At 70.3% G+C, this 12,892-nt stretch carries 13 protein-coding genes; 11 read left to right on the top strand and 2 right to left on the bottom strand.

Annotation, left to right across the window (positions count from 1 at the left end; all coding sequences use genetic code 11):
* Positions 1-288: 288 nt before the first annotated feature.
* Positions 289-648, bottom strand: a complete 360-nt coding sequence (locus IE249_RS39400) for an FtsX-like permease family protein (RefSeq protein WP_373304530.1) — start codon at positions 646-648, stop codon at positions 289-291.
* On the opposite strand from IE249_RS39400, the gene IE249_RS39395 reads away from it, so the two are divergent.
* Positions 581-1,117 (top strand): hypothetical protein, encoded by a 537-nt coding sequence (locus IE249_RS39395; protein WP_229859880.1) that lies wholly within the window; start codon positions 581-583, stop codon positions 1,115-1,117. The genes IE249_RS39400 and IE249_RS39395 overlap by 68 nt on opposite strands.
* A gap of 341 nt (positions 1,118-1,458) precedes the next feature.
* On the opposite strand, the gene IE249_RS39390 is transcribed toward IE249_RS39395, so the two are convergent.
* A complete protein-coding gene (locus tag IE249_RS39390; RefSeq protein ID WP_229859878.1) occupies positions 1,459-1,776 on the bottom strand; it encodes a hypothetical protein in 318 nt (105 codons plus the stop codon).
* A 56-nt stretch (positions 1,777-1,832) separates the two neighbouring features.
* Between IE249_RS39390 and IE249_RS39385 the strand changes: the two genes are divergently transcribed.
* The 10 genes from IE249_RS39385 to IE249_RS33725 all read left to right on the top strand — a co-directional run bounded on the left by IE249_RS39385 (position 1,833) and on the right by IE249_RS33725 (position 12,684).
* The gene (locus tag IE249_RS39385; protein WP_229859877.1) at positions 1,833-2,150 is read left to right on the top strand and encodes an NAD(P)H-dependent oxidoreductase; all 318 of its coding nucleotides are present in this window, start codon (positions 1,833-1,835) and stop codon (positions 2,148-2,150) included.
* 458 nt (positions 2,151-2,608) lie between these two features.
* Complete coding sequence (locus IE249_RS33765) at positions 2,609-3,718, top strand: aliphatic sulfonate ABC transporter substrate-binding protein (RefSeq protein WP_189711055.1); 1,110 nt, start codon at positions 2,609-2,611, stop codon at positions 3,716-3,718.
* Between the two features lie 40 nt (positions 3,719-3,758).
* Positions 3,759-4,556 (top strand): ABC transporter ATP-binding protein, encoded by a 798-nt coding sequence (locus IE249_RS33760; protein WP_189711073.1) that lies wholly within the window; start codon positions 3,759-3,761, stop codon positions 4,554-4,556.
* On the top strand, positions 4,543-5,469 hold the full coding sequence (locus IE249_RS33755) for an ABC transporter permease (protein WP_189711053.1): 927 nt from the start codon (positions 4,543-4,545) through the stop codon (positions 5,467-5,469). Before IE249_RS33760 ends, IE249_RS33755 begins: the two co-directional genes overlap by 14 nt.
* Positions 5,470-5,803: 334 nt before the next feature.
* Complete coding sequence (locus IE249_RS33750) at positions 5,804-6,592, top strand: GntR family transcriptional regulator (protein WP_189711051.1); 789 nt, start codon at positions 5,804-5,806, stop codon at positions 6,590-6,592.
* Positions 6,593-6,631: 39 nt separating this feature from the next.
* Positions 6,632-6,859, top strand: a complete 228-nt coding sequence (locus tag IE249_RS33745) for a 4Fe-4S dicluster domain-containing protein (protein WP_030180763.1) — start codon at positions 6,632-6,634, stop codon at positions 6,857-6,859.
* A gap of 15 nt (positions 6,860-6,874) precedes the next feature.
* Positions 6,875-8,221, top strand: a complete 1,347-nt coding sequence (locus IE249_RS33740) for an ABC transporter substrate-binding protein (protein WP_189711049.1) — start codon at positions 6,875-6,877, stop codon at positions 8,219-8,221.
* Positions 8,218-9,150, top strand: coding sequence for an ABC transporter permease (locus IE249_RS33735; RefSeq protein ID WP_189711047.1), 933 nt, complete (start codon positions 8,218-8,220; stop codon positions 9,148-9,150). Before IE249_RS33740 ends, IE249_RS33735 begins: the two co-directional genes overlap by 4 nt.
* Positions 9,134-9,928, top strand: a complete 795-nt coding sequence (locus IE249_RS33730; protein WP_189711045.1) for an ABC transporter ATP-binding protein — start codon at positions 9,134-9,136, stop codon at positions 9,926-9,928. Before IE249_RS33735 ends, IE249_RS33730 begins: the two co-directional genes overlap by 17 nt.
* An 11-nt stretch (positions 9,929-9,939) precedes the next feature.
* Positions 9,940-12,684: a fumarate reductase/succinate dehydrogenase flavoprotein subunit gene (locus IE249_RS33725; protein WP_189711043.1), complete on the top strand. Its 2,745-nt coding sequence runs from the start codon at positions 9,940-9,942 to the stop codon at positions 12,682-12,684.
* Positions 12,685-12,892: the final 208 nt, after the last annotated feature.

The following is a 12,892-nucleotide window of genomic DNA, read 5'->3' as shown; positions in this document are numbered from 1 at the left end:
GTCGGGGAGGCGGGCGCGCAGGGTGCGTGCGAGGTCCAGTCCGTCGAGGTCGGGCAGGCCGAGGTCCAGGAGAACGGCGTCGTAGGCGGTGCGGGTCCGTCTCCGTCAGGGCCGAGGCACCGGTGCGGCTCCAGGCGGAGGCGTAGCCGTTCACACGGAGGCCGGTTTCCAGGTGGCGTCCGATGGTGTCGTCGTCCTCGACGACCAGGATGTGCAGGCGGCCGCGGTCCGGTGCGGCAGGCGTGCCCATGGCAACAGAGTAGACAGGTCGCTCCCCTGCAGGCGGGCTCACAGGTCGCGGAGTTCCTCCACCGCGGGGCGCCGGGCACTGCGGATGCCGTTCAGGGCTGCGGCCAGTACGGCGATCAGCGCGGCCAGTCCGGTCAGGGTCAGGTAGACGCCGGGCACCGCCAGGGCGGCGGGCGGCAGGTCGAACACGCCGGTGAGTACCTTGATCAGCATCTCCGACAGCGCCCACCCGATGACGGCACCCCCGGCCAGGCCGGCTGCGGCCAGCAGGAGGGCCTCGGTGAGGACCATGCCCCGCAGCTGGCGTGTGCGTGCCCCGAGGACGGTGGCGATGGCGAAGGTGCGGCGGCGTTCGGCGAGCCCGAGGGCGAGGACGAGTCCTCCGGCTCCGGCGGCCAGCAGGACGGCCGAAGGCGAGTTCGATGCGGGTGAGTCCGGCCAGGTCGACGGAGGTAAGGCTGGTGCCGACGGTGCCGCGGGTCTGGGTGAGGTCGCTGACGGTGGCGCTGGTGCCGAGCTGCGAGCGCAGGCGCGCGGCGATCTGCTTCGGGTGGGTGCCGCCGGTGTCGAGGAGGAAGGCGCCGACCGCGTCGCTGCCGGTCGCCTTGGCGATGTAGGAGGCGTTGGCGACGAAGAAGCTGTCCTTCGGCGCCGTGGGGAACTCTTTGGCGATACCGGCGTAGCGGAAGGGGACGGTGCGCAGGGCCGTGGTGCGGGCGTCCTGGATGCGCAGGTTGACGGTGTCGCCGGGAGCGAGCTGGAAGTCCTTGACGGTCTCGACGCTGACCAGCAGGTTGTCCGGGCGCTGGGCCAGCTTGCGCATGAGCTGCTGGGCGGTGCCGCCGGCGAAGTAGGCGTCCTGGAGTGAGGTGGCCCGGGCGATGGTGTCGGGACGGACGCCGTAGAGGTCCTGCAGGTCGGAGCCGACATAGGCGAAGCGGTGCTGGAGGGGTTCGACGTGCCGTACGCCGGAGACTTTCAGCAAGCCGGCTGCACTGGGTGAGAGTCGGGCGCCGGGTGGTTCGGTGACGGTGACGTCGGCGCCGTTGGTCAGGCGGGCGTCGCCCTCGGCCTGCTGGCGGTAGGTGGCGTTGAAGACGGCGGTGGAGAGCGCGAAGGACACGGCGAGGGCGAGCAGCACCACCGAGCGGGCCAGGGGGCGGCGGCGCCGGGACAGGGTGGCGGCGGTGGTGCCGGCGAGGGTCGCGGTCAGCGGGCGGGCCAGCCGGGCCAGGGCGGGGCGGCCGTGAGTGAGGGCGACGAGGGTGAGCCGCCACAGCAGCAGGGCGGCGCCGATCCACAGCAGGGCGGGGACGAGGACGGTCCGGCAGCTACGGCGGCACCCAGCACGAAGGCGGTGCCGTACCAGGCCCAGGTGCCCGCGCCCGCTCCGAAGGAGGCGGCACCGAAGGCGAGGCGGCCGGTCAGTGCGGCGACGCCCAGCCCGGCCAGCCCGCCGGCCAGACCGATCAGCGCCGCTTCCAGCCCAGCGAGGGCGGTAATCTGGCGGGGACGCAGGCCGCGCAAGCACGGCCTGTCCGCTGCGCCGCCTGGACGCCCGGCTCGCAGCCCAGGGACACGACGTGATCGCCCTCGATGTCGCACCCTTCCGGCCGAAGCCTTGCTGCACGCGGACATCGGCCACCTGGACCGTCCACGCCATCGAGCGCTTCCGTAGCGCCGACGGCGTAGTCATTGTCATCCCGCTCTACAAGGCCGCGCACTCGGGGCAGCTGAAGGCGTTGCTCGATCTGCTGTCGCAGTGCGCGCTGGAGGGCGTGACCGTGCTACCGCTTTCAATCGGCGGGAGCACGGCACACGCCCTGGCGATCGACTACGGGCTGCGCCCGGTGTTCACCTCCATGGGCCCCGCGCACATCACGCCAGCTGGTTCGTGCTGAACAAGCACATCGATGTGCGGGAGGACACGGGGGGCGTCGTGGGGCCCGCCGCACGGGAGGCACTTGAGCGGGTCGCCGATCAGTTCTCCGCCTCGCTCGGCGTGTGGGTCTGGAGGCAGAGGCGTGAGCGATTCCCCTCGTCCGGGAAAAACCGCTGACACGCTGGGCCAATCGCCACTGATCCCAAGGATTGAGATAGTCGCGTCCATTACGTGAACTCCCCCTTGGGGCGGGTGCTACCTTCTGCCACGATCCCTATTAGCCAGGTAGGAAAACTAGGGATCAGGGGGTGGCCGTGGGAGCGCTCAGCAGCGCAGACCGGGTGCTGCCCGTGCTGACCTCGCGTCGTCACATCGACTTCGGCCGTACGTCCACCGCCATCTGTCGGCCGGTCTGAGACCTCAGCACGCCATCCCACACCTCTTTGATCGCCACTCCTTCCTTGAGAGGACACCTCCGTGTCTGCCGCAAGACCGCTCACCACCCTGCGCACCCTCGCCGTCATAGCCGCGCTCCCCCTCCTGCTCACCGCCTGCGGCTACGGCTCCAAGTCCACCGATGACGGCAAGCAGACCCCGGCGGCCGCGGCGGGCGCCAAGAAGCTCTCCGCCGACGAAGTGAAGATCGGCTACTTCCCCAACCTCACGCACGCCACCGCTCTGGTTGGCGTCCAGGAGGGCCTGTTCCAGAAGGAGCTCGGCGGCACCACGATCAAGGCCTCAACCTTCAACGCCGGGCCCTCCGAGATCGAGGCGCTGAACGCCGGGTCCATCGACATCGGTTGGATCGGTCCCTCCCCCTCCATCAACGGCTACACCAAGTCGAACGGCAAGAACCTGCTCATCATCGGCGGTTCCGCCTCCGGCGGCGTGAAGCTCGTCGTCAACCCGAAGAAGATCAAGTCCCTCAAGGACGTCAAGGGCAAGAAGATCGCCACCCCGCAGCTCGGCAACACCCAGGACGTCTCGTTCCTCAACTGGATCGCGGACCAGGGCTGGAAGGTCGACGCCGAGAGCGGCAAGGGCGACGTCTCCGTCGTCCGCACGGACAACAAGATCACCCCGGACGCCTACAAGTCCGGCTCCATCGACGGCGCCTGGGTACCGGAGCCGACCGCGTCCAAGCTGGTCGCCGAGGGCGGCAAGGTACTGCTCGACGAGTCGACGCTGTGGCCCGACAAGAAGTTCGTGATCACGAACATCATCGTGTCGCAGAAGTTCCTCAAGGAGCACCCGGACGTCGTCGAAGCTGTGCTGCGCGGTTCGGTGAAGACTAACGCGTGGATCAACGCCAACCCGGACGATGCGAAGGCCACCGCCAACAAGGCGCTGGAAAAGCTGTCGGGCAAGACGCTGCCCGCCGAGGTCATCGACCCCGCCTGGAAGTCCATCCAGTTCACCGACGACCCGCTGGCCTCCACCCTCAACACCGAGGCGGAGCACGCGGTCAAGGCCGGTCTGCTGGAGAAGCCCGACCTGAAGGGCATCTACGACCTCACGCTCCTCAACAAGGTCCTGAAGGCCGAAGGCAAAAGCGAGGTCGACGACGCCGGCCTCGGCGCCGAGTAACCAGGAGCCGGACCCGATGAATTCCCAGGAGGTGACGACCATGGCCACCACGATCGCCAAGGCTGCCGAGGACGCCACGGCGGTGACGTACGCCGCCCGTATCGAGCACGTCTCGAAGTCCTTCCCCGCGCCGGGCACGCCCGGTGGACGGCAGCTCGTGCTGGACGACATCACGCTCGACGTCGCACCGGGCGAGTTCGTCACCCTCCTGGGAGCCTCCGGCTGCGGCAAGTCCACCCTGCTCAACCTGGTCGCGGCACTGGACCAGCCGTCCACGGGCACGATCGCCACGGACGGCCGTCCCGCCCTGATGTTCCAGGAGCACGCCCTCTTCCCATGGCTGACCGCGGGCAAGAACATCGAACTCGCCCTAAAACTGCGCGGCGTGGCCAAGCAGGAGCGCCGCGCCGAGGCGGAACGGCTGCTGGAACTCGTACGACTGTCGGACGCCCACCGCAAGCGGGTGCATGAGCTGTCGGGTGGTATGCGCCAGCGGGTCGCTCTGGCCCGGGCGCTGGCCCAGGACAGCCGACTGCTGCTGATGGACGAGCCGTTCGCCGCGCTGGACGCCATCACCCGGGACGTGCTGCACGACGAGCTGACCCGCATCTGGAGTGAGACGGGACTGTCGGTGCTGTTCGTGACGCACAACGTGCGCGAGGCGGTACGGCTTGCACAGCGGGTTGTGCTGCTGTCCTCCCGCCCGGGCCGCATCGCCCGGGAGTGGACCGTCGGCATTCCGCAGCCACGTCGCATCGAGGACAGCGCAGTCGCCGAGCTGTCCGTCGAGATCACCGAAGAACTGCGTGGGGAGATCCGCCGCCATGGCCAGCACTGACACCGGCGTCGACACCGAGAAGGACGGCTCCACAGCGGCCGAGCAGACCCGGGACGCTTATGGTCTGGCGGGACTGGAAGCCGGCCTCGACGCCCTGGACTCGGTGCAGTCCGGCCGCACGCCACTGCGCGAGACGCTGTTGCGCAAGGTCCTGCCGCCTGTCACCGCTGTGGCACTGGTACTGGTCGTCTGGCAAATGCTGGTGTGGGCGAACGTCGCCCCCGACTACAAGCTGCCCGCACCCTCCGAGGTGTGGGGCGAGGTGCGCGATTCCTGGGTCCAGGGCACCCTGCTCGACTACATCTGGACATCCGTCTCCCGCGGTCTGCTCGGCTTCCTGCTGGCGCTCGCCATCGGTACCCCGCTCGGCCTGATCGTCGCCCGGGTGGCCTTCGTCCGGGCGGCCATCGGCCCCATCCTGTCCGGCCTGCAGTCGCTGCCGTCCGTGGCCTGGGTGCCGCCCGCCGTGATCTGGCTGGGCCTGAACGACAAGATGATGTACGCCGTGATCCTGCTCGGCGCGGTCCCGTCCATCGCCAACGGCCTCGTCGCGGGCATCGACCAGATTCCGCCGCTGTTCCTGCGGGCTGGCCGGACGATGGGCGCAACCGGCCTGCGCGGGGCCTGGCACATCGTGATGCCGGGGGCGCTCCCCGGCTATCTGGCAGGGCTGAAGCAGGGCTGGGCGTTCTCGTGGCGGTCCCTGATGGCCGCCGAGATCATCGCGTCCTCGCCTGATCTGGGCGTCGGTCTGGGCCAGTTGTTGGAGAACGGGCGGAACAACTCCAGCATGCCCCAGGTGTTCCTGGCCATCTTCCTGATCCTGCTCGTCGGCATCGCCATCGATCTGCTGATCTTCAGCCCGCTGGAGCGGTGGGTGCTGCGCAGCCGTGGCCTGCTGGTCACCCGCTGAACGAACTGGTCCCGAGCGGCGGCGGGTGCGCCGCCCGATCCCGTCAGCCGCGCACACGCACACGGCACAAGCCCGCAGAGGCATCATCACCTCACAGCGGAGCCGGTGCCGCCGTTGTGCGGGGAAGGCGGGCCGCCTCAGGCATGGGGAGGATCGGCTCTGCGAACTCCGCCGCTGAGCGCCTCGCTGGTTTTCGTGGGCCATAGGCCACAGCGCTGGCAGATCTTCCCGTCAGTCGGACAAAACCGCAGGTCAGATCACACCTGACTGCGTGTCAGGTGGCGCAATACTCCAGCAACACCGCTTTCCCTACCAGATAGGTATGGTCCACAACATGTCAACCGCGGACCGCATCCGAGACCACGCCGGCCAGGGCGCGACCACCGTCGCCGCCCACCGTGCGCGGCGACGGCTGCGCGCGGACCGGGCACGCCAGCTCGCCGACCTGCTCCGCCACCAACTCCTGGCCGGGGAGTTCCCGGACGGCACGCTTCCCCACGAGACGACCCTCGCCGCCGAATACAGCGCCTCCCGCAACACCGTCCGCCAGGCACTGGACCTGCTTCGAGCCGAGGGCCTGGTGGAACGCCTCCCCGGCGTCGGCACGGTCGTCGTAGGCCAGAAGTACCCCCACGGTCTCGACCGCCTGATGGGCCTCGCGGAAACCCTTCGCGAACACGGCCACGTCACCAACGAGGTCCGCACCGTGGGCCCCGTCCCCGCCCCGGCCCCGGTGGCCGACCGCCTCCGCCTCCCGCCCGGTGCCGACGTCCTCTACATCGAACGTCTCCGCCGGCTGAACGGCCTGCCCCTGTCCCTCGACCTCACCTACATCCCCTTTGACCTCGGCACCGCCCTGCTCGGTGAGGACCTGGAGAACACCGACATCTTCCGGCTCCTGGAGACGCTCACCGGCCGGCGTCTCGGCCACGCGGAGATCAGCCTGGAGGCGGTGAACGCCGACGCCCACTCCGCAGCCGTCCTCGAAGCCCCGCAGGGCGCCGCCGTCCTGATGCTGGAACGCCTCACCCACCTCTCCGACGGCCGCCCGGTCGATCTCGAGTTCATCCGTTTCCGCGGCGACCGCATCACCATGAGCGGCCTGCTGCACCGCTCCCTCTGACGCGACCACCATCCTTGCCCGACCTCCCTGGAGACAGCCATGCCCTTGGCACCCCAGCGGGCCGACGTGCCCGTGACCATCGACGAGTCCAAGTGCATCGACGGCTGCACCCTCTGCGTGGACATGTGCCCGCTGGACTCCCTCGCCATCGACGACAGCACCGGCAAGGCGTACATGCACGTCGACGAGTGCTGGTACTGCGGCCCGTGCGCGGCCCGCTGTCCCACCGGAGCCGTCACGGTCAACATGCCCTATCTGCTCCGGTGAAAGGTCACACCTCCCATGAAACGCACAGCACTTGCCGCAGCCGCCGCCCTGCTCCTCGCACCGCTCACCGCCTGCGGCGGCAACGCCGCGGCAGGCGGTGACGGCTCCACCGTCACCGTCACCGTCGGCTACCAGTCCAAGACCATCAACACCGTCACCGCGGGGACGCTCCTCCGCTCGCTCGGCTACTTCGAGAAACAGCTGAACTCCCTCCACGACGGCAAGACATACAAGGTCGACTGGCAGGACTACGCCACCGGCGCCCCCATCACCGCCCAGATGACCGCCGGGAAGATCGACATCGGCTCGATGGGCGACTTCCCCCTGCTCATCAACGCCGCCCGCGGCAAACAGCTCGGCAAGCCCACCCGCCTGGTCTCCGTCACCGGCTACAACCTCCGCGGCGGCCTCAACACCATCGTCACCGCCCCCGGCTCCAAGCTCACCTCCCTGACGGACCTGAAGGGCAAGAAAGTCTCCACGAGCGTGGGCTCCGCCGCCGACGGCACCCTCGTACGGGCCCTGCAGCGCGCCGGCATCGACCCGAACGACGGCATCAAAAAGCTCAACCAGCAGCCCGCCGTGGGTGCGTCGGCCCTGGCCGCGGGCAGTACGGACGCGCTCTCGCAGTTCGTCGCCTGGCCCGGTCTGCTCGCTTTCCAGGGCAAGGCGAGGGCGCTGTACGACGGTGCCCAGCTGAACCTTCCCACCTTCCACGGCGTCACCGCCCGCGAGGACTTCGCCAAGCAGCGCCCGGCCGTACTGGACGCCTTCCTCAAGGCCCAGGCCGAGGCCACCGACTACCTCAACACCCATCCCGTGACCGCCGCCGAGAAGGTCGCCAAGGCCACCGGCCTGCCCGCCGAGGTCGTCTACCTCTACAACGGCGCCCATGGCATCTCCACCTTCGATCCGGCCGTCAAGCCGCAGCTCGTCTCCGCGCTCAAGCAGGACGTGTCGGTCCTGAAAGCGGCAAAGCTGACCGGCGATGTGGACGTGGACTCCTTCGTCGACGACCAGTACGTGAAGAAGGCCCTCGGGGCGTCGTACGCGAAGCAGCTCGCCGCTACTCCCCCTGCGGCCGCGAGTGAGGCGTGGCCGAAGAGCGCCGAGGAGACCAAGGCCTTCAAGTCCCCGGCACAGCTCCTGAGGTACGTGGCCGCCCACCGCGACGGCATCCGCGCCGCCTACGTGCCCGACACCACCACCGGCACCCTGTGGTTCGCCGACAAGGCGGTGTGGGTGGCCGACGGCGAGAAACTCCTGCCTTTCGTGGCCCCGGAAACCGCGCAGGCGTACGTCTCCGCGCACGGCGGCGCCCGCGTCATCACCTACACCGACGCCCTGGAGCGTGCCGCATGAGCCGGCCCGCGCCGCGAGCGGGCCGTAACCAGCGACCCCTCCCGCCGATCGGCCGGTATGCGTTGCGGGTGGCCGCCCTCGTGGCAGCCCTGGGCCTCTGGCAGCTGCTGACCGGCCTGGACGTCGACCTGTGGCTGCGCTTCTCGCAGTTTCCCACGGTCACCGACGTTGCCCATGCCTTCGCCGAACGCCTCTCCGGGCCGGACTACTGGACGGACCTCACCGACAGCCTGACCCGCATCCTCACCGGCTTCCTGCTGGCCGCGGTGCTGGGCGTAGCGGTGGGCGTGCTCGTGGCCCGCTCCCGTCTCGCCGAGGACCTGCTCGGCCCCATCCTGGAAGTGGTCCGCCCGATCCCGGCGATCGCCCTGGTCCCCGTCGCGATCCTCCTGTTCCCCTCCAACGAACAGGGCGTCGTCTTCATCACCTTCACCGCCGCCTTCTTCCCGGTCCTGGTCTCCACCCGGCACGCCGTCCGTGCGCTGACCCCCGTGTGGGAGGAGGCCGTGCTCACGATGGGCGGCGGCCGGTGGCGCATCCTGGGCTCGGTCGTCCTGCCGGGCGCGCTGCCCGGCATCTTCGGCGGCCTGTCGGTCGGCATCGGCGTCTCGTGGATCTGTGTGATCTCCGCCGAGATGATCTCCGGTCAGTACGGCGTCGGCTACCGCACCTGGCAGGACTACACGATCGTCAACTACCCTGGCGTCTTCGTCGGCATGGTCACCATCGGCGTCCTCGGCTGGCTCACCTCCACTGCGGTGGAACTCCTGGGCCGACGCCTGACCCGGTGGCTGCCGCGTACGTCGTACGTCCCCGGAGCCCGGCCGGCGGCACCCCGCACGCTCGCGCCCGCCCGGCCGGCCCCCACCGCCGCACACACCGACCAGCCCTCCGGCGCCGAGGAGGCACGCGATGAGCACCTGGTCTGACACCAGGCCCGACCTCCGTACGGTGGACAAGGCGCCGTCCCCCGTACGCGGCACCCGGCTCACGTTCCACGCCGCCACGCTCGGCCGCCCCGACGCCCCCGTCCTGGCCGGCGTCGACCTGGACATCAGGCCGGGTGAGATCGTCACCGTCGTCGGTCCGTCCGGCTGTGGCAAGTCGACGCTGCTGCGCACTCTGGCGGGACTGCTGCCCCCGCTCGCCGGGGAGATCAGCCAGGACGGGCAGTCCCTTGCCGGCCCGTCCGCCGAACGCGCCCTTGTCTTCCAGGAGGACGCCCTTCTCCCCTGGCGCACCCTGCGGGCCAACGTGGAACTCCCGCTGGCCATCCGCGGAGTGCCGCGCACGGAACGGCGCACGCAGGCGGAGACGTGGCTGGCCCGGGTCGGACTCGCCGAGCAGGTCCGGCAGTTGCCGCACCGCGTTTCCGGCGGGCAGCGTCAGCGCGCCCAGCTGGCCCGCGCCCTCGCGGGAACGCCCCTCGCCGTCCTGATGGACGAGCCGTTCGGCGCCCTCGACGCCCAGAACCGCGCCGGCATGCAGGACCTGCTGGTGCAGGTGCTGCAGGGCACGGGCGCGACCGTCGTCTTCGTCACCCACGACGTGGACGAGGCCCTCTTCCTCGGCGACCGCGTGGCCCTGCTCGGCGCAGGCCGCCTCATCGCCGTACGAGACGTACCGCGACCGCGCGACCGCGCCGCTCATGACGATCCGACGCGCATCGCCCTGCGGCGCGAAGTCCTCACGTCACTCGGTTCTTGAAAGGCATCCCGGTGGACACCCCCCTGCAGATCCCGTCCCTCACCGACGCGGAGGAGATCAGCTGCGACGTCCTCGTCATCGGCGGCGGCACCGCCGGCACCATGGCGGCCCTGACAGCCGCCGAGCACGGCGCGCACGTCCTCCTCCTGGAGAAGGCCCACGTCCGCCACTCCGGCGCGCTCGCCATGGGAATGGACGGCGTCAACAACGCGGTCATCCCCGGCCGGGCGGAGCCCGACGACTACGTCGCCGAGATCACCCGCGCCAACGACGGCATCGTCGACCAGTCCACCGTCCGCCAGACCGCCACCCGTGGCTTCGCCATGGTGCAGCGGCTGGAGGCGTACGGCGTGAAGTTCGAGAAGGACGAGCACGGCGAGTACGCGGTCCGCCAGGTGCACCGCTCGGGCTCCTATGTGCTGCCGATGCCGGAGGGCAAGGACGTCAAGAAGGTCCTGTACCGGCAGCTGCGGCGCCGGGAGATGCGGGAGCGGATCCGCATCGAGAACCGTGTGATGCCGGTGCGGGTACTCACGGCGGAAGGGCGGGCCGTCGGAGCGGTGGGCTTTCACACCCGCACGGGCGCGTTCGTCACCATCCGCGCGGGTGCCGTGATCCTGGCGACGGGCGCCTGCGGCCGACTCGGTCTGCCTGCCTCAGGCTACCTGTACGGCACGTACGAGAACCCGACCAACGCGGGCGACGGCTACGCCATGGCCTACCACGCCGGCGCGGAACTCACCGGCATCGAGTGCTTCCAGATCAACCCGCTGATCAAGGACTACAACGGCCCCGCCTGCGCCTACGTCGCCAACCCCTTCGGCGGCTACCAGGTCAACCGGCATGGTGAGCGCTTCGTCGACTCCGACTACTGGTCGGGCCAGATGATGGCCGAGTTCGCGGCGGAGGTGGCCTCCGACCGAGGCCCGGTCTACCTGAAGCTCAGCCACCTGCCCGAGGAGTCGGTCTCCGCGTTGGAGTCGATCCTGCACTCGACCGAGCGGCCCACCCGAGGGACCTTCCATTCCGGCCGCGGCCACAACTACCGCACCCACGACGTCGAGATGCACATCTCCGAAATCGGCCTGTGCGGCGGCCACTCGGCCTCCGGCGTCCGCGTCGACGACCGTGCCCGTACGACCGTCCCCCGACTGTACGCCGCGGGCGACCTGGCCTGCGTTCCGCACAATTACATGATCGGAGCGTTCGTCTTCGGCGACCTGGCGGGGGCCGACGCCTCTCAATACCGGGCGTACAAGGGCGAGTTGCCCGAAGGGCAGGTGCGGGAAGCGCACGAGCTGGTCTATCGCCCGCTGCGCAACCCGGACGGGCCGCCGCAGCCGCAGGTCGAGTACAAACTGCGCCGCTTCGTGAACGACTACGTCGCCCCGCCGAAGTCCGGCGCCCGGCTCTCCCTGGCGCTGGAGGCCTTCGAGCGGATGCGCGACGACATCGCCGCGATGGGCGCCCGCACTCCCCACGAACTCATGCGCTGCGTCGAGGTCACCTTCATCCGCGACTGCGCCGAGATGGCCGCGCGCGCGTCGCTGGCCCGCACCGAGTCCCGGTGGGGCCTCTACCACGACCGGCTCGATCATCCGCGTCGCGACGACGCGTCCTGGTTCCACCATCTCGACCTGTACAAGTCCCCCTCCGGGACGATGGAGTTCACGGCCCGTCCCGTGGCTCCCTACCTGGTCCCGGTCGACGGCTTCGCCCCGGCCGGCGGCCCCTCCCGGCACCTCGGCGAGGTCCACCCGGAACATGTGGCGACGGCAGGGGCCCGGGAAGCGGCACCGGTGGCGTTGCGGCAGGAACCCGCCCTGGCCGACACAGCCGCCCACCCCAGGGCCGACGCGGACGCGCCAGCCACACCTCGCCTGCTCGAACTGCTCTCTCTCGCGGAGGACGAGCCCGACCTCTCCGCGCTCACCGCCTACTTGACGGACCCCGAGCCCAGCGTGCGCCGGACGGCCGTCACGGTCCTGACGGAGACCGTACCGCCGGGCACCGGACCGGCACTGGCCTCGGCGCTCACCGACACCGACGCCGGCGTCCGCGCCGCCGCGGCGGCGTCCCTGCGCGAACTGGTCGAGACGCTGCCGCCGGAACCGGCCCTGCGCCACGGCCTCGCCGCCGCCCTGTCCGAGGCCGACCCCGCCGTCCGCGCCGCCGCACTGGACGTGCTGCGTGCCCTGCGGCTCGGTGACGCCGAGCTGTTCACGGACTCCCTGTCGGACTCCGACATCGCCGTACGCATCGCGGCCGTGCGGGCACTCGTGTCTGTCGACGCCGCCGCAGAGGTGGCCCGCGCGGCGACCGTCGATCCGTCCCGCGAGGTCCGCGTCACGATCGCCAAGGCCCTGGCCACCCTGGGCACAGGCTCGGACCTGGCAGTCCGCTCAGCCCTCGCCGCGCTCGTCGACGATTCCGACGCCCTGGTGCGTGGGGCCGCCTACGAGGCTCTGGGCACGACGGGCTGCCCGGCCGCCCTGGCCACACACGCCGAGGCGGCCTTGTCCGACCTGGCCTGGCAGGTGCGGGCTGGCGCCGCCACCGCTCTGTCCGCCGCAGACTCCGACTTGGCCGTGCCGGCCCTCGCCAAGGCCCTCACCGACCCGAACGCCGACGTCCGCAAGGCCGCCGTGACGGCACTGACCCGCCACCGTGCCGTCGAGGACGCCCGAACAGCCCTGGCCACCGCGACGACGGACTCGGACGCGGACGTCAGGGCCTATGCGACGCGGGCGCTGTGACCGCGACCTACCGTGCGACCAGGAGACGACCCCAATTAGACGAAGAGACGCGCTGGAATCTGGGGTGGTGACTGATCGGCCGGTGGACGTTGCCGCTGGTGTTGCCCGAGTCGCGTGGGACGGGAAGCGACCGCTCGTTGACCGGACGCCGGTCAGGGATTCGTCCAGGCCTCGGGGTCCTCCGCGAGGCTCAGCACATCGTCGGGCA

Source organism: Streptomyces anandii JCM 4720, assembly GCF_014650655.1.
GTDB lineage: Bacteria > Actinomycetota > Actinomycetes > Streptomycetales > Streptomycetaceae > Streptomyces > Streptomyces anandii.
This window is presented reverse-complemented; position numbering and strand designations above follow the sequence as displayed.

Excerpts from the sequence above, each read along its gene's own strand:
- IE249_RS39395 (WP_229859880.1), top strand. The coding sequence starts at position 581 with ATGGCGAAGGTGCGGCGGCGTTCGGCGAGCCCGAGGGCGAGGACGAGT.
- IE249_RS33760 (WP_189711073.1), top strand. The coding sequence starts at position 3,759 with ATGGCCACCACGATCGCCAAGGCTGCCGAGGACGCCACGGCGGTGACG.
- IE249_RS33755 (WP_189711053.1), top strand. The coding sequence starts at position 4,543 with ATGGCCAGCACTGACACCGGCGTCGACACCGAGAAGGACGGCTCCACA.
- IE249_RS33750 (WP_189711051.1), top strand. The coding sequence starts at position 5,804 with ATGTCAACCGCGGACCGCATCCGAGACCACGCCGGCCAGGGCGCGACC.
- IE249_RS33745 (WP_030180763.1), top strand. The coding sequence starts at position 6,632 with ATGCCCTTGGCACCCCAGCGGGCCGACGTGCCCGTGACCATCGACGAG.
- IE249_RS33740 (WP_189711049.1), top strand. The coding sequence starts at position 6,875 with ATGAAACGCACAGCACTTGCCGCAGCCGCCGCCCTGCTCCTCGCACCG.
- IE249_RS33735 (WP_189711047.1), top strand. The coding sequence starts at position 8,218 with ATGAGCCGGCCCGCGCCGCGAGCGGGCCGTAACCAGCGACCCCTCCCG.
- IE249_RS33730 (WP_189711045.1), top strand. The coding sequence starts at position 9,134 with ATGAGCACCTGGTCTGACACCAGGCCCGACCTCCGTACGGTGGACAAG.